Annotated in this window: 18 protein-coding genes; 8 read left to right on the top strand and 10 right to left on the bottom strand. The window is 61.5% G+C overall.

Annotated features, from left to right (window positions below; translation table 11 throughout):
- Positions 1-217: 217 nt before the first annotated feature.
- Positions 218-3,709, bottom strand: coding sequence for an indolepyruvate ferredoxin oxidoreductase family protein (locus LMTR3_RS28280; RefSeq protein ID WP_065748213.1), 3,492 nt, complete (start codon positions 3,707-3,709; stop codon positions 218-220).
- A gap of 718 nt (positions 3,710-4,427) precedes the next feature.
- On the opposite strand from LMTR3_RS28280, the gene LMTR3_RS28275 reads away from it, so the two are divergent.
- Positions 4,428-4,841 carry a hypothetical protein gene (locus LMTR3_RS28275; protein WP_065748212.1) on the top strand — a complete coding sequence of 138 codons (414 nt, stop codon included), beginning with the start codon at positions 4,428-4,430 and terminating at the stop codon, positions 4,839-4,841.
- A 201-nt stretch (positions 4,842-5,042) separates the two neighbouring features.
- On the opposite strand, the gene LMTR3_RS28270 is transcribed toward LMTR3_RS28275, so the two are convergent.
- Complete coding sequence (locus tag LMTR3_RS28270) at positions 5,043-5,855, bottom strand: isocitrate lyase/PEP mutase family protein (protein WP_065748211.1); 813 nt, start codon at positions 5,853-5,855, stop codon at positions 5,043-5,045.
- Between the two features lie 66 nt (positions 5,856-5,921).
- Complete coding sequence (locus LMTR3_RS28265) at positions 5,922-6,230, bottom strand: NIPSNAP family protein (RefSeq protein WP_065748210.1); 309 nt, start codon at positions 6,228-6,230, stop codon at positions 5,922-5,924.
- Positions 6,231-6,447: 217 nt separating this feature from the next.
- Here LMTR3_RS28265 and LMTR3_RS28260 point away from each other — a divergent pair, with 217 nt between their 5' ends.
- From LMTR3_RS28260 to LMTR3_RS39495, 3 genes are all read left to right on the top strand, one after another.
- The gene (locus tag LMTR3_RS28260) at positions 6,448-7,152 is read left to right on the top strand and encodes an ArsR/SmtB family transcription factor (RefSeq protein ID WP_065748209.1); all 705 of its coding nucleotides are present in this window, start codon (positions 6,448-6,450) and stop codon (positions 7,150-7,152) included.
- Positions 7,153-7,301: 149 nt separating this feature from the next.
- The gene (locus LMTR3_RS28255) at positions 7,302-8,327 is read left to right on the top strand and encodes an alpha/beta fold hydrolase (protein WP_065748208.1); all 1,026 of its coding nucleotides are present in this window, start codon (positions 7,302-7,304) and stop codon (positions 8,325-8,327) included.
- A 112-nt stretch (positions 8,328-8,439) separates the two neighbouring features.
- Positions 8,440-8,697, top strand: a complete 258-nt coding sequence (locus LMTR3_RS39495; protein WP_084029851.1) for a GCG_CRPN prefix-to-repeats domain-containing protein — start codon at positions 8,440-8,442, stop codon at positions 8,695-8,697.
- Positions 8,698-8,774: 77 nt separating this feature from the next.
- Here the strand turns inward: LMTR3_RS39495 and LMTR3_RS28250 are convergent, their stop codons facing one another.
- Together LMTR3_RS28250 and LMTR3_RS28245 are read right to left on the bottom strand one after the other, a co-directional pair.
- Positions 8,775-9,095 (bottom strand): twin-arginine translocation signal domain-containing protein, encoded by a 321-nt coding sequence (locus LMTR3_RS28250; protein WP_065748207.1) that lies wholly within the window; start codon positions 9,093-9,095, stop codon positions 8,775-8,777.
- A 214-nt stretch (positions 9,096-9,309) separates the two neighbouring features.
- Positions 9,310-9,624 carry a hypothetical protein gene (locus tag LMTR3_RS28245; protein WP_065748206.1) on the bottom strand — a complete coding sequence of 105 codons (315 nt, stop codon included), beginning with the start codon at positions 9,622-9,624 and terminating at the stop codon, positions 9,310-9,312.
- A gap of 192 nt (positions 9,625-9,816) precedes the next feature.
- Here LMTR3_RS28245 and LMTR3_RS28240 point away from each other — a divergent pair, with 192 nt between their 5' ends.
- Entirely contained in the window at positions 9,817-11,064 is a 1,248-nt protein-coding gene (locus tag LMTR3_RS28240; RefSeq protein ID WP_065748272.1) for a glycerophosphodiester phosphodiesterase family protein, read from the top strand.
- A 320-nt stretch (positions 11,065-11,384) separates the two neighbouring features.
- On the opposite strand, the gene LMTR3_RS28235 is transcribed toward LMTR3_RS28240, so the two are convergent.
- From LMTR3_RS28235 to LMTR3_RS28215, 5 genes are all read right to left on the bottom strand, one after another.
- Positions 11,385-12,374: a Bug family tripartite tricarboxylate transporter substrate binding protein gene (locus LMTR3_RS28235; protein WP_065748205.1), complete on the bottom strand. Its 990-nt coding sequence runs from the start codon at positions 12,372-12,374 to the stop codon at positions 11,385-11,387.
- 239 nt (positions 12,375-12,613) lie between these two features.
- Positions 12,614-13,201, bottom strand: a complete 588-nt coding sequence (locus LMTR3_RS28230) for a GNAT family N-acetyltransferase (protein ID WP_065748204.1) — start codon at positions 13,199-13,201, stop codon at positions 12,614-12,616.
- A 38-nt stretch (positions 13,202-13,239) separates the two neighbouring features.
- The gene (locus tag LMTR3_RS28225) at positions 13,240-13,959 is read right to left on the bottom strand and encodes a DUF899 family protein (protein ID WP_065748203.1); all 720 of its coding nucleotides are present in this window, start codon (positions 13,957-13,959) and stop codon (positions 13,240-13,242) included.
- Positions 13,960-14,104: 145 nt separating this feature from the next.
- The gene (locus LMTR3_RS28220; protein ID WP_065748202.1) at positions 14,105-15,631 is read right to left on the bottom strand and encodes a sensor histidine kinase; all 1,527 of its coding nucleotides are present in this window, start codon (positions 15,629-15,631) and stop codon (positions 14,105-14,107) included.
- Positions 15,628-16,347, bottom strand: coding sequence for a response regulator (locus LMTR3_RS28215; protein ID WP_065748201.1), 720 nt, complete (start codon positions 16,345-16,347; stop codon positions 15,628-15,630). The genes LMTR3_RS28220 and LMTR3_RS28215 overlap by 4 nt, the downstream gene beginning before the upstream one ends.
- Before the next feature lie 513 nt (positions 16,348-16,860).
- Between LMTR3_RS28215 and LMTR3_RS28210 the strand changes: the two genes are divergently transcribed.
- The 3 genes from LMTR3_RS28210 (at position 16,861) to LMTR3_RS28200 (ending at position 21,583) form a co-directional block, all read left to right on the top strand.
- A complete protein-coding gene (locus LMTR3_RS28210; protein ID WP_141686842.1) occupies positions 16,861-17,262 on the top strand; it encodes a hypothetical protein in 402 nt (133 codons plus the stop codon).
- A 406-nt stretch (positions 17,263-17,668) separates the two neighbouring features.
- Positions 17,669-18,826 (top strand): mannosyltransferase family protein, encoded by a 1,158-nt coding sequence (locus tag LMTR3_RS28205; protein ID WP_176722007.1) that lies wholly within the window; start codon positions 17,669-17,671, stop codon positions 18,824-18,826.
- 297 nt (positions 18,827-19,123) lie between these two features.
- Positions 19,124-21,583, top strand: a complete 2,460-nt coding sequence (locus tag LMTR3_RS28200; RefSeq protein WP_245320016.1) for a spermidine synthase family protein — start codon at positions 19,124-19,126, stop codon at positions 21,581-21,583.
- Positions 21,584-21,592 lie beyond the last annotated feature (9 nt).

Raw genomic sequence — 21,592 nt, 5'->3', positions numbered from 1 at the left:
GGAGACAAGCTTTTGATTCAATTGGGCAAGCACCACGAATGTTGATGGATGGTGGGCACGGCGCGTCGCGCCTTTGCCCACCCTACGCGGCTCTCGTGCCCCGGACGCAGCGCAGCGCGAGAGCGGTGCGCTGCTGAGCCGGGGCCTATGCGGCGAGATGGGGTCCCGGCTCTGCGGCGCACCGCAAGAGCGCTGCGCCGCGTCCGGGACACGATACTTATTCCGCCGCCAACTGCCGCGGCGCGGGCGGCGGGTTGGCGAGGTCGGCGGCCAATTGCGCGTGGCGCGCTTTCGCGTCCTGCACCGCCTTTTCCTTCACCGGGCCGTAGCCGCGGATGCGGTCGGGCAGCGAGAGAATTTCGACGGCGGTGTCGTGGGTGACCGGCGACAGCAGTCCAAGCACCGTGGCGACATCCTTCTCATAGCCTGCGATCAGCTCACGCTCGAGCTTGCGGTCGGCGCTGTAGCCGAAGATGTCGAGCGGCGTGCCGCGCAGGAAGCGCAGTTTTGCCAGCGTCCGGAACACCGGCATCATCCACGCGCCGAAGGCGCGCTTCTTCGGGCGGCCGAGCGCATCGAGGCCGCCGCCGAGGATCGGCGGCGCCAGATTGAAATTGAACTTGAACTCGCCTTCGAACTGGTCGCGGAGCTGCTTCTCGAAGCGGCCGTCGGTGAACAGCCGTGCGACTTCGTACTCGTCCTTGTAGGCGAGCAACTTTGCGTAGTTGACCGCAACTGCGCGCGGCAGCGCTTCGCCATAGCCGCCATCGATCGCCGCATCGCGCACGCGTTTCACGAGAGCCCGATAGCGCTCGGCGAGCGCGGTATTTTGGTAATCGGCGAGGTGCGCGCTGCGATGGGCGATGATCTCGTCCAGCGTCATTGCATCCAGCGTCTTCGCCACCACCGGCTCGTCCTGGCCCCTCATCATGGTGTCGAGCCGCGCCGGATCGGCCGCGGCAAGACGGCCGAGCTGGAAGGCCTGCGTGTTCATCTTGATCGAAACGCCGTTGACCTCGATCGCCTGCAGAATCGCCTTTGCCGACAGCGGCAGCAAGCCCTTCTGATAGGCATAGCCCAGCATCATGATGTTGGTGGCAATGGAGTCGCCAAGCAGCGCTTCGGCCGGCTTGGTGAAATCGTAGAACCACGAATCCTTGCGCAGCTCGGTCTCCAGCACGTGGTTGACCTTGCGGCTCTGGAAATTGAAGTCGCGGTTGAGGATGAAGTCGGCCGTCGGGATCACGTGGGTATTGATGACGCCAACGGTGCGGCTGGCTTCGCAGAGCGTAATCGTGTCCTTGGCGGCGGCCACCACCTCGTCGGCGGCCATCACGAGATCGGCGGTGCCGGTGACGATGCGCGAACAGGTGACGTCGGCGGTGTGTTCGGAAAGCCGGACGTGGCTCAGCACCGCGCCGCCCTTTTGCGCCAGGCCGGACATGTCGAGGATCATGCTGGCCTTGCCCTCGATATGCGCGGCCATGCCCAGCAGCGCGCCGATGGTCAAGACGCCGGTGCCGCCGACGCCGCCGACCGCGATATTGTAGGGCCGCTCCAGCGACGGGAATGAGGCAGGCTCCGGCAAATCGCCGATCTCACCAAGGCTTGCGGGGGCGCGACGGCGCGGCTTGCCGCCGTCGATGGTAACGAAGGACGGGCAGAAGCCCTTCAGGCAGGAATAATCCTTGTTGCAGGTCGACTGGTTGATGGTGCGCTTGCGGCCCATCTCGGTTTCCAGCGGCTCGACCGAAATGCAGTTCGACTGCACCGAGCAATCGCCGCAGCCTTCGCACACGGCCGGATTGATCATGACGCGGCGCGCCGGGTCTTCCATCAGGCCGCGCTTGCGGCGGCGGCGCTTTTCGGCGGCGCAGGTCTGCACGAAGACGATCGCCGACGTGCCCTTCAGGGTGCGGCAGATCTTCATCACGTCCTGGAGCGCGTCGCGATGCGCGGTCTTGACGCCGGGCGCGATCTCGGACGCGGGATAGGCGTCGGGATTTTCCGAGACCAGATAGATGTTGCGGATGCCCTCGCTGTGAAGCTGGAAGGTGATCTGCTGCGGCGACAATTCGCCGTCGACATGCTGGCCGCCGGTCATCGCGGTCGCGTCGTTATAGAGGATCTTGTAGGTGATGTTGGCGCCCGAGGCGATCGCCTGGCGTATCGCGAGGCTGCCGGAGTGGAAGTAGGTGCCGTCGCCGAGATTGGCGAACACGTGCTCTTCCTTGGTGAAGGGTGCGACGCCGACCCACGGCACGCCCTCGCCTCCCATATGGGTGTAGGTCTCGGTGTTGCGGTCCATCCACAGCGCCATGAAGTGACAACCGATGCCGGCAAAGGCGCGGCTGCCTTCGGGCACCTTGGTCGAGGTGTTGTGCGGGCAGCCCGAGCAGAAATACGGCGTGCGGGTGACGGGTGCGACCGCCTGCATCTGGGTCGCCTGCCGGCCGTTGAACCAGTCGGCCTTGGCGCGCAGCATCGCGGCGATTTCGGGATTGAGATTAAGTCGAAGCAGGCGTTCGGTCAGCGAGCTTGCGAGCGAAGCGACGGAAAGTTCGGCGGCGAAGGTGAGAAAACGCTTGTCGTGGTCGTCCATCTTGCCGACGATGCGCGGGCGGACGTCGTCGCGCCAGTTGAACAGCTCCTGCTTGACCTGGTTCTCGACGATCTCGCGGCGCTCCTCGACGATGAAGATTTCCTCGAGGCCGATGGCGAAGTTGCGGACGCCTTCGGGCTCCAGCGGCCAGGGCATGCCGATCTTGTAAAGCCGCAAGCCGATCTTGGCGGCGACCTCCTCGGTGATCCCGAGCTCGCGCAGCGCCTGACGGATGTCCTCGTAGCTCTTGCCGGATGCCATGATGCCATAGCGGGCATTCGGCGAATCCATCGTGATGCGGTTGATCTTGTTGGCGCGCGCAAACGCGATCGCGGCATAGCCCTTGTAGTCCTGCAGGCGCAGGTCCTGCGCATAGCGATCGTCGGGCCAGCGCAGGTTGAGGCCACCCGGCGGCATCTCGAAATCGGTCGGGATCGCGAACGGCGTCATCTCGTCGGTGAGGTCGATCTCGGCGGTGGTTTCCACCGTCTCCGTGATCACCTTCATGCCGACCCAGCAGCCGGAGTAGCGCGACATCGCGATACCCAGAAGGCCCATCTCGATCATTTCATGGATGCTGGAGGGATAGAGGTACGGCATCAGCGCCGAGATGAAGGCGTGGTCGGACTGATGCGGGACGGTGGAGGATTTTGCGCCGTGATCGTCGCCGGCAAGACACAGCACGCCGCCATGTTTAGCCGAGCCGGCCGTGTTGCCGTGGCGGAAGACGTCGCCGCAGCGGTCGACGCCGGGGCCTTTGCCGTACCAGATGCCGACCACACCGTCGTACTTGGCGCCGGGCGAGAGATTGAGCTGCTGCGAGCCCCAGATCGCGGTGGCCGCGAGATCCTCGTTCACGCCGGGCTGGAACTTGACGTTGTACTGTTCGAGATGTTTTCGGGCTGCGAAGAGCTGCTGGTCGTAACCGCCCAAGGGGGAGCCGCGGTAACCGGAGATGAAGCCAGCGGTGTTGAGCCCTGCGGCGCGGTCGCGGCGGATTTGCGCCATCGGCAGGCGGACCAGCGCCTGGATGCCGGTCAGGAAGATGTGGCCAGACCCTTGCGTGTACTTCTGATCGAGACTGATCGGACCCTGGTTAATTCCCATTGCAGCCCTCTTTGGCGGTAAGCCTTGATCGTGACGACGCTTTTTTAACTAAGCATCTGAACTCGTTAGAACCAGTCTATGTCGGTTTTTCCGGGCCGCGCACCACAAATCTCGGCAAGAAAGCCGCGTCTGCAAACTTCGCAATTTCGTGCCGGGAAAATCGGCGCGGCATTTCGGTTTGTGTCGTCCGGAAGCCTCGGCGCGAAATGGCATGACGCCCCCGCTATGTGCACTTTCGCGCCACAACGCTCCGGAAGGTCAATCGGTGCAGGGACGACCATGCGGGCGATTCTCGCGGCACTGCTTTTGTGCACTGCGTTCACAGCCGGCGAAGGTCATGCCCAGCCCAAGGGCGAACCGGCGATGGCCGGGGCAATGCCGCGCCGCTGGTGACGGCGGCGGAAGTCGCGAACGCGCGGCTGGCGAGATAGCAGCCCCTCATGGTGAGGAGCGCGGAACGCGCGTCTCGAACCACCACAGACGGGCCTTCATCCTTCGAGACGCCGCTTACGCGGCTCCTCAGGATGAGGTCCGAAAGCTGTCCAGCGATAGATCAACAGCAGACGCAGCGTGAGAGCCCAGCGCAAGACCTCACTCAGGAACTTAATGGAATCACGGGTTCCAACATTACGGAGTTGCAACGTTGGTGCGGAACATCCGCACAGGCCAACCATTATCCTCACGCTTGACTTCGGGATGCTTACGGAGGAACCCATTCATGGCACACCAACCCGATCCGAACGATCCTTACCGCGCCGGCCTGAGCGATGAAGAAGTCCGCCGTCAGGCCCGCTTCAACAGTCTCGACAACGAGCTGCAGCCCGATCCCGCGCTGTCCGAAGGTCCGCCGAGTGGCGCCAAGGTCGCGATATTCGCCGTTGCCATCGCGCTGGTACTCGGCGCGCTGTTCTATGGCCTGAACAACACCACCGTGCAGCAGGCCGGTACCTCGTCGACCAACACCGCGCAGCAGACGCAGCCGGCCAACCCGTCGGCGCCTCCGGGCATGCGTGACGTGACGCCGCGCGCCAACACCGATCCTGGCACGACCACCGGCGCCGCGACCAATCGCCCGACGCCGCCGTCGCAGGAACCGACCGGGACCGAGGTCGATCGCTCCAAGCAGCAGTAGAGTGGACATACGCTAGCAAGCAGCGGGTTAAACGCCCGCTGCTTTTTCTTTTGCGCCGTCCGGTTCTACCGCGTCACAGCCGCTCAAACTCCTCATCCTGAGGAGCCCGCAAAGCGGGCGTCTCGAAGGATGTAGGCCACAGACGGGGCCTTATGGTTCGAGACGCGCTCCTCACCATGAGGGGCTTGTGACGCAGTGCGACTAACTGAACATCTTGTTGATCTCGCCGCCAGGATAGCCGTTGGCGAATTCGCCGAAGGTGCCCTTCTCCGCCATCTCCTTTGACGCCTTCATGAAGCCGGCCCAGGCCATCCGCGCCAGCGAAGCGCCGACGCTGATGCGGCGGACGCCGAGATCGGCGGCCGCCTGCAGCGACGGGCCGGCCGCGCCGACCAGGAGGTTGACCGGCTTTGGATGCACCGCTTTCACGACTGCCGAAATCTCTTCCGGCGTCGCGATGCCGGGCGCATAGAGGCAGTCGGCGCCGGCTTCGGCATAGGCGGTGAGCCGGTCGATCACGAGCTTCAAATCCTTCTGCCCGCGCAGAAACGCCTCGCAGCGGCCGGTGAGCAGCACACCGCTATTGTCGGCATCGATCGCCTGGCGCGCCGCCTTGATGCGATCGACCGCCAACGCGCGATCAAACAGCGGCTTTGCGTTGTCTCCGGTGAAATCCTCGATCGACAGGCCGGCCACGCCGGTCGTGACGGCGCGCGCGACATTGGCGCCGACCTTGTCCGGCTCGTGCGCAAAGCCGTCCTCGAAATCGGCGTTGACGGGGATATCGACCGCCGCGCAGATCGCGGCGAGATGGGCGCAGACGTCGTCGACGGTGACGTGGTTGTCGGCCTTCCCCAGCGTCCAGGCAAAGCCAGCGCTGGTGGACGCCAGCGCCTTGAAGCCGAGATGCTGCAACGCCTTCGCGCTGCCGACGTCAAACGGATTGGGGATGATGAAGCATCCGCTCTCGTGCAACTTCCTGAATGCGGCGCGTTTGTCAGCAGATGTCAGCATGGATCGCTCCCCTCGGTTTGTCGGCGCCTGCTACATAGTATCGCTGCATCTGCTCCGCCAGACACCTCACGCCACGACCTTGCGCAGAAACGTCCGCTCCTCCGCGAAGATGAACTTGTTCTCCTCGGCGAAATCAAAATTGGCCTTGCCTTCGCTGTCTGCCCGCAGCCGGGCCCGGTAGCTTTCATAAGACGCGAGGCTGTCGAACGAGATCAGCGCGAAGGCGATGTTGTTGGTGCCCTCGTGCGGCATCCAGTAGCCGATCAGGTCGCCGCCGCATTTCGGAATAATGGTGAGCCAATTTTTGGAATATTCTTCGAACAAGGCGCGCTTGAACGGATCGAGTTGATAACGGATGAAAACGGTGACGGTCATGTTGTTCTCCAGTGTTTCCCCGTCATTGCGAGCGCAGCGAAGCAATCCATAGCGCCGCAAGCGGAGGAATGGATTGCTTCCGCCTTCGCTAAAGCTACGGCGGACAAGTCATCGCGCGCGCTCCCTTGCGCAAACGCTTCGCGTTTGTCGCAGGCAATGACGTTCGAGGCGATACTACCCGCTTGCGTGTCATTGATGCTTCGGCTATCATCGAACTATGAAAGCAGGTCCCGATATCGCCATGGTCGCCTCCCTGGTCGGCGATCCCGCCCGCGCCAACATGCTGACCGCGCTGATGGATGGCCGCGCGCTGACCGCGAGCGAGCTGGCGCACCAGGCCGGCATCACGCCGCAGACCGCGAGTTCGCATCTTTCCAAGCTCGAGACCGGCGGCCTGATCGAGCCGGAGAAGCAGGGCCGTCATCGCTATTACCGCCTCACCGGCCCCGATGTTGCGGGCGTGCTCGAAGGGCTGGCGGGCCTTGCCGAGCGCGCCGGGCACACGCGCGTGCGCACCGGGCCGAAGGAGCCGGCGCTGCGCCGCGCCCGGATCTGTTACGATCATCTGGCCGGCGATCTCGGCGTGCAGATGCTCGACAGCATGCGAAAGCAAAAGCTGGTCCGACAAACCAAACAGGCGATCGAACTCACCGGCGAGGGCAAGCGCTTCATCGCCGAGGCGCTGCAGATCGACGCAGATATGCTTGCTCACCCGCGCCGGCCCGTCTGCAAGGCCTGTCTCGACTGGAGCGAACGGCGGCATCATCTCGCCGGCACGCTGGGAGCAGCGGTGATGAACCGCTTCACCGAACTGAACTGGGCGGCGCGCGATCCTGCGCCCGGCAGCCGCGTCGTGAACTTCACCCGCACCGGCGAAAAGCGGTTCGCGGCGCTGTTTGGGAGCAGCGAAGCTTGTTCGTGATGGCTTGCACGTCTTGGACGTACACACAAACCAAGTGATGCCTCTGAGGGTTAACTAACTCGTGCTCTCGCCAAAACGTGAAATGCAAAGTCTTTACAGCGCGCGAGGTCGGCACCAATACGCCCCTGTCTCGAGGACAGGAGTTTTGCATGCGACGGATATGCATCGGTGCTGTTGCAGTCGCCTTCTCCGCGATGCCGTTATTGGCTGCGGCCGCGGCGGAAACCGAACGACCGGCCACGCGCGAACCCTACGGCATAGCACTCGAAGGTTTTGCCTATCCCTACCCGGTCCATCTGCTGCCGCTGGTCAACGACGGCGAGCCGGTGCGGATGGCCTATATGGACGTAGCTCCCGCGCAGCCCAATGGACGCAGCGTGGTGCTGCTGCACGGCCGTAATTTTCCATCGAGCTACTGGGCGCCGGTCATCAAGACCTTGAGCGATGCGGGTTACCGCGTGGTCGTGCCGGACCAGATCGGCTTCGGAAAATCATCGAAGCCGCAAGGCGATTTGCATTTCGATACGCTGGCGCGCAACACGATCGCGTTGCTCGATCACTTGCAAATCGCCAGGGCCGACATCGTAGCCCATTCGCTCGGCAGCATGCTCGCCGTGCGGATCGCACGTGCCTACCCCGGCCGGATCGCGCATCTGGTGCTGACCGCTCCGATCGGCCTGGAGGATTACCGGCTCTATGTCCCGCCGACGCCGACCGAAAAGATTTTGGAGAACGAAGATAAACTCACAGCCGACGCCTATCGCAAACAGCTCGAAACCAACTACGCCCTCAAACTGCCGCCCGAACAGGTGACGCCCTTCATCGATGCGCGCTTCAACATCAAGGGCAGCGCCGAATATTTGCGCTGGCTGCGCGCGTTCGTCAGTTCCGCCCAGATGATCTATCGCGAGCCTGTCGTGCACGAGATCCCGCTGATCACGCAGCCGACGCTGTTCGTGATGGGTGCCGACGATCATAACGCGCCGGGAAAAGCCAATGCGCCGGAGGCGCTGCGCCCGAAGATGGGGCAGAACGCCGAGCTGGCCAAGGCGCTCGCCGCCAAGATGGCCCGCGGCCGGGCCGAGGTGATTCCGAACACCGGACACCTGGTCTTCTTGGAAGCGCAGGCGAAATATGATGAGTTGGTGCTCGGATTTTTGGCCGTAGCCCCATGACAAATCACGACGTGACAAATCACGACGCTGCAAATCACGACATTCATGTTCCATTCAGGTGTCGTGACTAGGTTGCGAACGCGCCGCCTTGCGGCCAAGAACGGGAGAAAACATGAAGTACCTTTTCGCAGCAGTTTTGGCCCTGGGCACCGTTGCCAGCTTTGGCGCCGCCGAAGCGGCCCAAGGATGCGGCCCCGGCTGGGCTCGTGGCCCCTATGGCCGTTGCCAGCCCATTCGCCGGGCCGTCGTTGTTCGGCCGGCGGCCCCGGTCGTCGTGGTGCGGCCTCCAGCTCGGACCGTCGTGGTGCGGCCCGGCCGCGTGTGCCCCTACGGCACCGTGTGGCGCTACGGACGCTGCCGCGCTTACTGAGAATTCCCAAGCATGACAAAAGCCCCGCTCGCGCGGGGCTTTTTTTATTGCATCTCTAAACAATCCGCGGCGAAGTTTTACCAGTAGTAACGACGACGGCGCCAGTAGCGGCGGCGCCAACGACGGCGGCGATGCCAGCCCCAGTGCCTGCGGCGCCAGCCCCAATGCCTTCGGCCCCAGCCGCGACGACGGCCGCGGCCCCAGCCCACTTCTTCAGGTGTGAGACGATCGACCTCATCGCGCGACGTGACGGCGGGCTGCGCATCCTTGTTGGCGGGCAATTTGTCATCATCGGCGAGCGGTGCCGGCATCAGCGGCGCGGCCTCCGCGCTCGCTGCGAGCGCGACACCGCCCGCGGCAAATCCAAAGGCGAGCTTCAGAAAGTGGCGGCGTTCCATCACATCCCTTCCTCCGTTTGCTGTGTGCGAGAAAGAGAGTTTCGAGGTGCCGAGATGAACGCGCGGTGAACTGCGTGTTCAGCTTTGTCGTAATCGAAGCCGACGTAAATTTATTCTCCGCGCGGCGTTGTACGCTGAGGAACTTTCGTCATTGCTGCGGCATTTCTCTGTCGAGCGCAGGTGTAACGATTGCCCTCGCTGAAGCTTCGCCCTCTCACGCCACAAGCTCTTCCGCCAGCACCAGCACCTCGCGCGTCCGCGTCACGTCGGGCCAATCGCGGTTGAAATCGGCGACCAGGCGCTTCATATCCGGTCCTTCGATGGCGCGATCGAGTGCGGTCTGGTCCGTGAACTGGTACATGGCCTCGTGCAGCGATGGATCGGTCGCGCTCCAGTAGCGCCACGCCTTCACCGCGCCGAACGATTTCATCGCATCCGGCAGATGCTCGCGCGAATACCAGGTGTCGAAGGCCGCTCGCTTGGCCGGATCGGTCACGGTGGCGCGGACGACGAAAAAGGCTGCGGGCATTTCATTCTCCCTGCGTTTATCTCTTATAGGGTGGGCAAAGGCGCGCAGCGCCGTGCCCACCATTTCTTTCACGGCTGTTGGAGAGATGGTGGGCACGCTGCGCTTTGCCCACCCTACATCCCTTCAACATGCAACTGTCACATGCTCCGTGATATCAAGGCTGCGCGCAATGCGTTATCCGAGGTGCCACCCATGCCCGTCCGCCATCGCTCCGCCCTCCTCTCAGCGCTCTGGCTGCTGACCGCGATCGTTCCCGCCGGGGCCGAGGACATCCTGCTGCCGCGCGAGCCGCAGATCGGGCCACGGCCGTTCTACCTCGTCGACAAGATGAAGAACGGGCCGCTGAAGCAACAACTCAGCCAGTGCACCGGACCGTTTCGCAAGACCGATTTTTCCATCGGCCACCGCGGTGCCGCGCTGGAATTTCCCGAGCATACCAGGGAGTCCTATATCGCCGCCGCCCGGATGGGCGCCGGCATCATCGAATGCGACGTGACGTTTACGAAAGACCGCCAGCTCGTGTGCCGCCATTCGCAGTGCGACCTGCACACCACCACCAACATTCTGACCGTGCCGGAGCTTGCCGCAAAATGTACGCAAGCTTTCAGCCCGGCTGATTCCGCGACCGGCAAGAAGGCCTCCGCAAAGTGCTGCACGTCAGACATCACGCTCGCCGAATTCCGGCGGCTGCGCGCGAAAATGGACGGCTTCAATCCCGACGCGAAGACGCCTGAGGAATATCAGAACGGCACGCCGCGCTGGCGCACCGACCTCTACGCCAATTCGGGCACGCTGATGACGCACGACGAGAGCATCGCGCTGATCAAAAGTCTCGCCGCCAAGTTCACGCCTGAGCTCAAGGCACCCGAGGTGCCGATGCCGTTCGACGGCGATTACACCCAGGAGAAATACGCCTCGCAGATGCTGGACGCCTACAAGAAGGCCGGCATTCCGCCGAGCGATGTCTTTGCGCAAAGCTTCAATCTCGCCGACGTGCTCCACTGGGTGAAGACCGAACCGGAATTCGCGAAACAGGCGGTCTATCTTGAAGAGCGCTACGAAAAGCAGGGTCTCGATCCCAATAAGCCGGAGACGTGGAAACCGTCGATGGCGGAATTGAAGTCACAAGGCGTCGCGATCCTCGGCCCGCCGATCTGGACCATGCTGACGCTGAACGACAGACAAGAAATCGTTCCGTCCGAATACGCCAAAGCCGCCAAGGCCGCCGGCCTCGACCTGATCGGCTGGTCGCTGGAACGCGACGGCCCGCTGCACAAGGGCGGCGGCTTCTATCACAAGTCGATCAGGAGCGCGATCGACCGCGACGGCGATACGCTGACGGTGCTGGACGTGCTCGCCAAGCAGGTCGGCATCCGCGGGATGTTCTCGGACTGGCCGGCGACGACGACGTTCTATGCGAGTTGTACGGGGATGAAGTGAGAGGGCGCAGGATCGGTAGAGCGGAGCGAAACCAGCGCGTCTAATTGGCCACTGCTTGCAATACTGTGAGGGACGCACCAGCGGCGGGGTTCCCTCCCCCCTTGCGGGAGAGGGTTAGGGAGAGGGGTGCCGCACGACGTGCTCTCTCGATGTGGGCGTCACAACGGGCGACCGAGATTGAATTGAGAAGGCGGTGCGCACATCGACTCATCTCGCCCGGGGCATACCCCTCTCCCCAACCCTCCCCCGCAAGGGGGGGAGGGAGCCTAACCGATGTGCTCACCTCACACAGGCCCGTAGGTTAGCTAACCCTACTTCCACTACGCCGGCTCCAGGCCGAGGGCCTGCGCGGTCTCGATCCAGGTCGGCAATTCGCGCTGATACAGAGCATTGCTTTCCTTGACGCCAAGCGCCGGCTCGAGCACGAACGTGGCGAGAACTTCCTTCACTTTTGGATCGCTATTGGCCGCCACGCAGAGTTCGGAGAGCCGATCGACGATCGGTTGCGGCGTCGCCTTCGGCAATGCCCAGCCGGTGAAGCCGCTCACGGTGAAGAACTTCGATGTCGCGCCTTGTTCGGGAAGGGTCTTGACGCTCGGGATTGCAGCTACCTTCTTCGAATGCACCGCGAACACCACGCCGTGGTTGCCTTGCAGGACGGGTTGAGCGGCCGTGTAGCTGCCCATCGCGACGTCAAGCGTGCCGTCCATCAGACCCGTCCACATCGGCGCTTCGCCCCGGTAGTGGATCGGTTCTATCTTGAGGCCATACTGCTTGTTGAGTTCGTTGATCGTCATGTGAGGGGCCGAGCCCGCGCTATAGGTGCCGAAGTTCACCTGGCCCTTCTTGCGTGCGAACGCGACGAAATCGTCCAGCGTTTTGACGCCGGACGCGAGACTCGCGACCAGCAGCAGCCCGGCGCCCGGAATGATGCTGACGAGCGTCAGGTCTCTGTCCATGTCGTAGCCGGGGTTCTTCATCATGACCCGGTTCATCACATAGGTGGTCGAAATCGAGCACAGGATGGTGTGGCCATCCGGCGCCGCACGCGCGACTTCCGCCGCACCGATCGAGCCGGAGGCGCCCGCCTTGTTTTCGATGACGACCGTCTGCCCGACCTGCTTGGAAATGTAGTCGCCGAAGGCGCGCGCGAGCAGATCCGTCTGCCCGCCCGCCGGGTAGCTGCAGACCATGCGGATATTCCGCGACGGCCACGCGGCTTGCCCGGAGGCGCCACGCACGAGGAAAGGCGCTGCGGCGGCAGCCGTACCGGCGGCGATGAAGTGACGGCGATTGAATTTCACTGGCATATCCCTCCCTGATTTTTCAACGAGGGTATCGCATCGTTCGGCCTCTGCCACGCGCGAAAGAGGGACAGATTGGCGCACTTAACAAAATTCGGGCGTTCGGGGCCGGCCGACCGAATGATGGTATCCGCAACCGCCATTTTCCGAGCCGCGAAATAAGGACGGCAGCAGCGCGCCAATGGGAATAGCGCGAGTGCGCTTATTCCTGAGATGCACGGTGATTGCCCGAGCGTGTCGAACGTTCAGGATGCCGGCCGCAGCATCGGCGTCACTACTGGCGAAGAGCCGCTTTGGATTCTGCCGGTGATCTTGAAGCCGTGGCGTTCATAGAGCGAAATGTTACGCGGGTTCGAGCTTTCGAGGTAGGCCGCGATGCCTTCCTCGTCGCATCGTCGAAGCGCATGTTTCATCAGCAACGAGCCGAGCCCCTGCCCGATCCATTTCGGATCGGCGGCGATAAGAGGCAGATACCAATGCGGCTCATGCGGATGATGTTCGGCCATTCCTTTCATGATGGCCCCGATATCCCCTGATATCTCCGGGCTCAGGGACTCCTCCATGATGGCGTCCATTTCTGCTTCGTCCGGCTCGACGCCTGGTGGCAGCCATAGGGCGGCAGCACGGGCCCCTTCGGTGATGTAGGCTGTGCCAAGCTCGAAAGCACGGCCGCCGAAAGCATTGACCATCCGAGGCATTGTTCTGAGGTATACGGACGGATCGGGCCAGGCAAAACGCGCCATCGGGTCGGCCGCAAAGCCGAGCACAATGGTGCTGATCGCGCTTGCCCGGTTGTCCGCGCCTGCGGACTTGACTTCTGGTGCCGCCGACATCGTGCCGCTCCCTCGGTCACTCACCGTCGATCCAAGGGTCAATCGTACTTTACCTTGGGGAAAAAGTCTCCACGCCCTTCGGGCGTCATATCGAGCAGACCCCACACGGGGTCGACCTGATCTCCGGCGCGATGATGTTGATTGGGTTCGGTTGGTGCGAAGCTCATCTCTGAACCCCAGAAGTGACGGATTGCGCCGCCACTCTTCTTGAACACGTTGAAGATCGTTTCGTCCCAGTTCTCGCCGTCCGGAACGCGATGCTGCGCACGCACGCCCTTGGGAAACTTCGACGTGTCGCCAAAATAATCCGCGTCGTAGCTATTGCCCGCCGTAGACACAAACGACAGATGATCCCAGCCGCGCTCATGAGCCCACGCGGCGAGACGTGCGATTGGGGATTTCGCGACGATGTAAAGTGCAGCTCGCTGACCGATGTGTCTTGCCGCACCGTCGAGCCCATCAAGCAGGTGCGTGCAGCCGGGACATGGCAGCTCCCGCTCGGGTCCATACATGAAGCTGTACAGAATGAGCGTGTCATGCGGACCGAACAGCTCGGACATCCTGACCTTCTCAGGCGCTGCATTCTTGCCGATCCGCTCGAATACATAGTCTTCCGGTACTTTGCCGCCGAGCGGCAAGGCGCGGCGCTTGGCTGCCACGGCTTCAATGTGGGCACGAAGCGCGATCTCGTCGTCTAGAAGCGCGTTTCTGGCAGCACGGTACTCGGCGGTTTCGTTCGGATAGCGGAGATGCTCCATGGCTTCCCTCCGGATTGAAGGTCTGGTGAACCCGGAAATAAACTCATCCGTGAGTAGCGAGTTCCCCATTGCACCCGCCTGCCGCACCACCAACGCGCTGCACAAATTTGACCTTCGAAGTCAGTTATCTTTGCGTCACCTCAGATCAATGAATGGCAGCCGTTGGCGTGGCCACCGGCGAAGGCCCTGCCTTTTCGAGAGCGCTGGTAACGTCCTTCGCTGCTGCGACCGGGCGGCTGATGGGAGGCGGCGGCCCGCCGTCCAGCGCTGGCAGGCTAATGGTCGCCTGTAGCCCCTTCTGCTTGTTGCTCAAGACGATATCGCCGCCGTGGTGGCGGACAATGGTCCGGGCAATGGAAAGGCCGAGACCCACGCCTCCTGTTTCGCGGTTCCGCGAATTCTCAATCCGGAAGAACGGCGTAAAAACCTGCTCTTTGGCACTGTCTGGAATACCGGGGCCGTCGTCCGAAACGGTGATTTCGACACTATCCGCTTGCCTTTCCACGCTGACGCGCGCTCGCTCGCCATACCGGATAGCATTTTCGACGAGGTTGCGGCACGCACGGCGCAGTGCATCTGGTCGGCAGCTATAGCTGATCTTCTGCCCTTCAGAAAAGGAGATGTCATAACCAAGTTCAGCGAGATCATCGCAGAGACTTTCCACGAGAGCCGAGAGGTCCACGGTCCGCGTGCTTTCTGCGGTTGCATCTTCGCGAGCGAATGCCAGAGTCGCCTCTGTCATCGTCTGGATCTCGCTAATTGTGGAGAGCATTTTCTCGCGGACGTCCTCGTCGGGCACAAATTCCGCACGCAAACGGAGCGAGGTCAGAGGTGTGCGCAGATCGTGGCCGATGGCGGCCAGCATTCTGGTGCGGTCGTCGACGAAACGGTGTAGGCGCTCTTGCATGCGATTGAATGCCTCGGCGGTGCGCCGGATATCGTCGGGGCCGGTTTCCGGCAGCGGTACGATCTCCTGACCACGGCCGAAGGCTTCGGCCGCTACCGCCAGGCGGCGCAATGGTTGCGCGATGCCTCGAGCGGCGAATACGGCAATGATCGACAACGACAACGCGGAGAGGCCGAGTGCCAAGGTGGATTTGGAGGTCCAGAATCCATCTTGCGCGGGCTTGGCAAATGCTGTGTTCAGCCATGCGCCGTTTGCCAACTGAACGGCCAAGCCCATGCCGGTGGCGTCATCGAGATAAAGAAATTTTGCTGGTCGGGACAGCGGCCAGGCTTCCGGCCTTAGGTCGATCCAATGTGAGGAGGTGGCGCTGCTGCTGCTGGCAGTGTTTCGGGCGAAATCCGGTCGCACCTCGGCGGGCACGCTGTGGCCGGGAAAGGTCACGCGCGGCAATGGCTGCGCCAAGCGCTCCCATGCTTCCTCTCGCCACGCGGACGCATCCTTCAGACCGTTGGTCGATATCCAATATCTCGCTGAACTGGTGTTGCTGGCATTAAGGATATCGCTCTGCAGCGCCGGAGGCATCGCCTCCAGGACCCGGGCGAGCGAGGCGCACCGGCTCAATATCTCGCCTTTCGCGGCCTTCCGAATCGCCTGCCCGTGCTCATCCCACGAAATGAAGAACACGATTGCTTGCGACAGCACTAAAGACAGCAGCGTGAAACAGATGAAACGGGCCGCAAGACTACGCTTCCACAAGCTCATCATGGCTGCTCGACCTGGGCAGCGAGGCTGTATCCACCGCCCCAGTGAGTCTTGATCAAGGCCGGTACTTTCGGATCGGCCTCGATCTTTTTCCGCAAGCGGCTGACCTGATTGTCGATGCTCCGGTCGAATGGATCGGCATCCCGGCCGACCGTCAGGTCGAGAAGCTGATTGCGGCTGAGTACCAGGCCGGGATGATCGAGAAATGCACACAACAGGCGGAATTCCGCCGTGCTGAGCGGCACAGCAACGCCGTCGTCGCCCGTCAACTCGCGCCGGTTGACGTCGAAGGTCCATCGATCAAAGCGTACGACCTTCGTCGCAAGCCGGCCCTTTTGCGGCGGCAGGCTTTGGACTCGTCGAAGCACTGCTTTGATACGGGCGAGAAGTTCACGGGGATTGAATGGTTTGCTCACGTAGTCATCGGCACCTACTTCCAGGCCGACGATTCGATCGGTCTCCTCAGCCATCGCAGTCAACAGGATAACGGGAAGGTCCGTGGTGCTGCGCAGATGGCGGCAGAGGGACAGTCCGTCCTCGCCCGGCATCATGACGTCAAGAACCACCAGGTCCAGAGCATTTCGTTCGAGCAAGCGGCGGAGTGCGACGGCGTTCTCCGCAAGGCTGATGCGGTAGCCATGCTGCATCAAGTATTTGCCGACCAGATCGCGAATATCGCGATGATCATCCACTACGGCGATGTGAGGTGCCGAGTCCATCTAGTTTGCTCCGTCCGGGATCATACTGAAGTCCCGCACCCAACCCATCGAAAAAGTGTAACAGAATGTATCGGCCGCGTATGATCGACCGAAATCAAATGCTTGTGGCTGGCTTCACTGACAGCGTCGCGGCATCGGATCGGGATCGCAGGATCCCGATGCCGATGCCTGCCGATCCGAGCGGGAACCGGCCTCATGTGCATGATTCCCCGATCTGGCCGAAACAATTTAGGCACAAGCTGTCGCAGAACGTTGTCCCGGTGAGCCATCTTTGTCGCAATTTGTCGCAAACTGGTATGCCTGCTCAGGCTTGATACAACTTAAGAGGCGGCATTGAGAGCAAGGTCATTCAAGAGCGGATGACAGGAATGACCATTACCTCGGCCGCAACTGTCGCGAACTATGCAAAGCAGCATTCCTGAGACAGATCGCGACAATTTCCGGCGGTCGTCGGCAAAGTTCTGCGACATCCCGCCCCCATCGTGCGCACGCTCGACGAAGCAGGAGCGTTACATGTACGATGCGATGCACGCCGTTTCCCGCGGGGCCGTTCCGGAAATCTCGAAAGGCTCATCGGCCGAGGGCGATGAAGACTACGCTACATCGAAGGGACTGTATCTTCGTAGAGCCGCAGTGCGGATAGGCTGGCTGCTCGTCTTCGTGTTGCGGAATACCTCGGCTTCGACCACCCCCCTTGATTTGATGTACTGTGGAGATCGTATGGCTGTTTCGCGCCTCGTGACGGAGGACGACTGTTTGACGTCCGAGCAAAATCCCAAGTTCGTGTGCAGAGTGCCGGACTTTCCTTCTTGCGGGCCATTTCTTCGTATCAGTCACGAAAGCTCATCCTCTGGGCCGATCAGCCTGACCGCCGTCGCATCCAAACAAGATGACGTCTTGCCCGAACCGGTTTGAAGTCGCGATGCGCCGCTTCGCCGGTACGGCGCCGCTGCTGGGCAGATCCCTGAGCGTGTCGGCCCAGCCGATGCAAGGTTGCAAGCGCCTCGGACAATGGACGGCAGACCGCGATTGTTCCTCGTGAACGGAAGGAGGTCCGCCGTTGTGAAGGTTTTGGGATGCCGGCCCATGACGGACGGTGCCGCGCACTCCGGGGCCGGCGTGCGAAAACCTTCACAGAAGCAGACATCATGGTTGCCACAGCCCGCGTCCTCCGAGAGTCGATGCAGATCTTCAGGCCGGCCGAGATCCATCTCAACGCAGGGCGTTCGGAGGTCTGCCGCGTCATGCCCGCCAAATGTCAAAGCGGTACCCTGGGACGATTGATCTTGGGCTCCTACCGAGCGACAGTATGGACATGGAGATGCGCTATCCGATCTGGAGAAATCCTTCCTGGCTTCCCTATTGTTTGGCCATTTTGATATTCTTTTGTTCGCGGGTGGTGGTCGCACTCGGACTGGTATTCTCGCAAAAATATCTGACCATCGGGAGGGCCGATGTCTGGTCTGCGGGACCGATCTGGTACCACCAATTGCTGCAATGGGATTCGGAATGGTATTTCAAGATCGTCACCGATGGCTATCAGTATAACGGCGATCCGACTGTTCAACAGAACATCGTTTTTTACCCGCTGTATCCGATGCTCGCACGGGGCCTGGCGACGATTAGCGGTCTCACGCCTGCGGATGCATTGCTGTTGGTATCGAACGTCGCGGGATTGCTCGCGATTGTCCTTCTTTTCAAGCTGGTTCGCGAGGAATTTGGTGATCAACTGGCCCTCGCCACAACCGCGCTGCTCAGCTTTTTTCCCGCTTCGGTCTTGCTATCGGCCGGGTATACCGAGCCCCTGGCACTGCTGCTAATCGTCTCGTTTTTTCTTGCTTTGAAACGAAAATACTACTTGTCGGCAGCGCTGCTTGCAGGCTTGGCGGTCTCCACCCGATCGACGGGCGTTGTCCTATTGCCTGTCCTTCTTTGGGAGATGTGGGCCAATCGCGATCAGACGAAGTTCCTTCCTGTCCTCGTGCCTTGCGTCCTGCTTGCGACGTCGGGCATCTGGCTATTCATGATCTACCTCTGGAGCGCTTTCGGAGCTCCGTTTGCTTTTGCAGATGGACAGATGGCATTCCATCAAGGAACGACGCTAGTGACTAGATTGATTGCGGCCCTAAAGCTTGAGCCGTTCACACGAATGATGCTCAATGATTGGAATCCATGGGGACAAGCTAGCTGGTTTACATTATTGTTCATTACCCTGATTGTTCTGGGCTGGTCTCGACTGCGCGCAAGCTGGACGCTGTTCGCCATGGCAGTCCTGTTGCTGCCATATCTAACACTCAGCGGTGGGCCAGCAGGCTTCGTCTCAATGAGTCGATTTAATCTCGTTTCATTTCCCCTGTTTGTGACGTTGGCTGGTTTAGGATTGCGAGCGAAGTGGCTTTTGGCAGGAGTGCTGGGACTCTTCGGCGCGTCCTTGTTCATGAACACCGCCTTGTTTGCTCGTAGAATTTGGATTGGTTGATCGCTAAAAATACTCGCGACCGGAGCCGCGATCCACCAATCTCGCATGGTTTGCTTGATGCGCTCGAACTCGTCTGACGGTATAGTGCTCAGGTGACAGATGGTGTTGTGTCTGACGGTGGAACCCAATCCTGCAGGCTCGGGTAGCCGCCTGCTACAATCAGAGCCTGAACATGAACTTAGTCTGTGCGGGCGTATCAACCAGTTGTTAGGAAGTTATCCGGCGATCGCGTGTAGCGCGAGTTGGTCAAAGCGCACCCAATAGAGCCCGTCAGGGTCCCACCAAGAGGGCAGCGTATTGCAATCCATATCCAAGATTCCCGGTCGCTATTATCTGGCAATCTTCGTGCTTGCGTTCGCGACGCTTTCCTACCAGATCCTGATAACGCGCTTCTTCAGCGTTATGCTCCATTATCATTTCGCATTCGCGGCCATTTCACTTGCCATGCTGGGGCTCACCCGCGGGGCGATGCAGGTCTACGGCAAGCCCGCCCGTTATGCCGCCGAGCGGGTCGGAATCGAATTCGCCCGCCACGCGTCATGGTTCGCACTCAGCAGCGTTGGCGCAATGATCGTCTTCCTGTGCGTGCCGCTCGTCGTATCTGCAGAAAATGTGCCTCTCGCTCTGGCGCTGGCGACCATCGCCTTCGTGGCTCCGTTCACGGAAGGCGGGGTTTGCATCACGCTGTTGCTCACGCGCTTGCCCTATCGCGGCGGGTGGCTCTATGCGGCCGATCTCCTGGGCGCCGCAGTTGGATGTCTCGGGGTGATCTTCATACTGCTGATGATTGACCCCGTAAGCGCCACGCTATGGATCGGAGCCTTTGCTGCCGGCGTTGGCTGGATCGTGGTGCGAACCAGCGATAACGTCCGTAGTGTGCGTTTGAGCGGGGCTGTCGCGCTAACGCTGGCCGCCGCGGCCACCGTGCACTCCGGCCTTGACCTGACCGGTCGAAGCCATCTCGGTGTGTTCTGGGCCAAGGGCGCTGAGCAGACCGGCACGCTGTTCGAACGCTGGAATACCTATTCGCGGGTAAGGGTGCGCGAATTGGCCGAGAAGGTCCCGATTGGCTGGGGTCTGGTCCGCACTCCTGATGCCCGGGTCGACCAGCACCACCTCGACATCGATGCCGATGCAGGCACGGTCATCACCAGATATGATGGTGACATCGGAAAGCTCGCCTACCTGAAGGATGATGTCATCAATGCAGCCTACCTCGTGCAGCCGGCGGCCGACGTCGCTGTCGTTGGCGTCGGCGGCGGACGTGACATCCTTTCCGGTCTGCTCTTCGGCGCCAGCCGGATTCGCGCAATTGAGATCAACCCGGCGATCTTCGAAGTGCTCACCGACAAATTCGCCGACTTCTCCGGCCATCTCGATCGCCAGCCCGGCGTATCCTTGGTCAATGCCGAAGCGCGAAGCTACATCAACCACTCGTCCGAGCGGTACGACCTGGTGCAGATTTCGCTCATCGACACCTGGGCGGCGACGGTGGCCGGTGGCCTGACGCTCACCGAAAATCGTCTCTATACCGTGGAGGCGTGGGATGATTTTTACCGGGCGCTCAAGCCTGGCGGGCTGTTGTCGGTATCACGCTGGTACGGTGCCGAGAAGCACCGTGGCGAGCTATACCGGCTGATTGCGATTGCCGCGAGCGCGCTGCAGCGCAAGGGAGTGTCGGCGGGGGAACTGCGGCATCACGTCGTCGCGGTCAACGTCGGCAACATCGTGACGGTGATTACCCGGCCTGACGCGTTCAGCGACGCAGAATGGCAAGGCGCGCGCGAGAGACTTCAGGCGCAGGGCTTCAAGATATTGTTGGGGCCGGACTTCACCTTCGATGCCGTCACCTCGACATTGCTGTCCGACAAGGCAGACCAGGCCTTCTTCGATTCGCAGCCGGAAAACATCGCTGCTTCGACGGACGACAATCCGTTCTTCTTCTATACGTCGCGCTTCAGCGATTTCGTGAGCATCCATAGTTGGGACGTCATGAGCAACAATGTCGCGATCGGCATCACCGGCTTGCTCATCGTCGTAGCGCTCTGCGCTTGCGGATATTACATCGTGCTGCCCTTCCTCCGTCTTGCGACGCGGATGCCAGTGGCGACACTGACGCCGCCCGTGGCCTATTTCAGCGCGATCGGGATGGGCTTCATGCTGATCGAGATATCGCAGATGCAGCGCCTGATGGTCTTTCTCGGGCATCCCGTTTACGGGCTGAGCGTCGTGCTATTCACAATTCTTCTCTTTAGCGGGATTGGCAGCGCCACGATCGGTGCCGATACCTCCTCCCGATCACGCGTCACCGTCTTCAGGATTGCCGCCCTTCTCACCACGCTCGTCGTGGCGGGGTTACTGACGCCGCTCGTCACCACCTGGGCGCGGTCGCTGTCAACCGACATGCGTATTCTGGTGTCTGTCCTGCTGCTGGCTCCTCCCGCATTCTGCATGGGGATGATGTTTCCGCTCGGCCTCGGCGTCTGGCGCCGTCATCATGAACTGCTGCCGTTCTTCTGGAGCACCAACGGAATTACGTCGATGTTCGCGTCTGTGCTGGGTGTGGCGTCGTCGATCCAGTTCGGCATCGCCAAGACCTATGCGCTGGGGGTGTGCTTTTATGCGCTCTGCGCCATCGCGATCATTGCAAGCCGCTGGGTGCAGTCGATCGACATGTCGGCCGAGAAGGCCCCCGTTGGCGCCGAGGCTTGTATCGCAGGAAAGGATGGCCTCACGATTCGGCGGCCACATCAGTAAAGGGAAGTC

Source organism: Bradyrhizobium sp. LMTR 3 (genome assembly GCF_001693485.1).
GTDB lineage: Bacteria > Pseudomonadota > Alphaproteobacteria > Rhizobiales > Xanthobacteraceae > Bradyrhizobium.
This window is presented reverse-complemented; position numbering and strand designations above follow the sequence as displayed.

Bases quoted from the DNA above. Each gene is read 5' to 3' on its own strand.
- LMTR3_RS28210 (WP_141686842.1), top strand. From the start codon at position 16,861: ATGTACGATGCGATGCACGCCGTTTCCCGCGGGGCCGTTCCGGAAATC.
- LMTR3_RS28215 (WP_065748201.1), bottom strand. From the start codon at position 16,347: ATGGACTCGGCACCTCACATCGCCGTAGTGGATGATCATCGCGATATT.
- LMTR3_RS28255 (WP_065748208.1), top strand. From the start codon at position 7,302: ATGCGACGGATATGCATCGGTGCTGTTGCAGTCGCCTTCTCCGCGATG.
- LMTR3_RS28250 (WP_065748207.1), bottom strand. From the start codon at position 9,095: ATGGAACGCCGCCACTTTCTGAAGCTCGCCTTTGGATTTGCCGCGGGC.
- LMTR3_RS28275 (WP_065748212.1), top strand. From the start codon at position 4,428: ATGGCACACCAACCCGATCCGAACGATCCTTACCGCGCCGGCCTGAGC.
- LMTR3_RS28225 (WP_065748203.1), bottom strand. From the start codon at position 13,959: ATGGAGCATCTCCGCTATCCGAACGAAACCGCCGAGTACCGTGCTGCC.
- LMTR3_RS39495 (WP_084029851.1), top strand. From the start codon at position 8,440: ATGAAGTACCTTTTCGCAGCAGTTTTGGCCCTGGGCACCGTTGCCAGC.
- LMTR3_RS28220 (WP_065748202.1), bottom strand. From the start codon at position 15,631: ATGATGAGCTTGTGGAAGCGTAGTCTTGCGGCCCGTTTCATCTGTTTC.
- LMTR3_RS28280 (WP_065748213.1), bottom strand. From the start codon at position 3,709: ATGGGAATTAACCAGGGTCCGATCAGTCTCGATCAGAAGTACACGCAA.
- LMTR3_RS28245 (WP_065748206.1), bottom strand. From the start codon at position 9,624: ATGCCCGCAGCCTTTTTCGTCGTCCGCGCCACCGTGACCGATCCGGCC.
- LMTR3_RS28240 (WP_065748272.1), top strand. From the start codon at position 9,817: ATGCCCGTCCGCCATCGCTCCGCCCTCCTCTCAGCGCTCTGGCTGCTG.
- LMTR3_RS28260 (WP_065748209.1), top strand. From the start codon at position 6,448: ATGAAAGCAGGTCCCGATATCGCCATGGTCGCCTCCCTGGTCGGCGAT.
- LMTR3_RS28235 (WP_065748205.1), bottom strand. From the start codon at position 12,374: ATGCCAGTGAAATTCAATCGCCGTCACTTCATCGCCGCCGGTACGGCT.
- LMTR3_RS28265 (WP_065748210.1), bottom strand. From the start codon at position 6,230: ATGACCGTCACCGTTTTCATCCGTTATCAACTCGATCCGTTCAAGCGC.
- LMTR3_RS28230 (WP_065748204.1), bottom strand. From the start codon at position 13,201: ATGTCGGCGGCACCAGAAGTCAAGTCCGCAGGCGCGGACAACCGGGCA.
- LMTR3_RS28270 (WP_065748211.1), bottom strand. From the start codon at position 5,855: ATGCTGACATCTGCTGACAAACGCGCCGCATTCAGGAAGTTGCACGAG.
- LMTR3_RS28205 (WP_176722007.1), top strand. From the start codon at position 17,669: ATGCGCTATCCGATCTGGAGAAATCCTTCCTGGCTTCCCTATTGTTTG.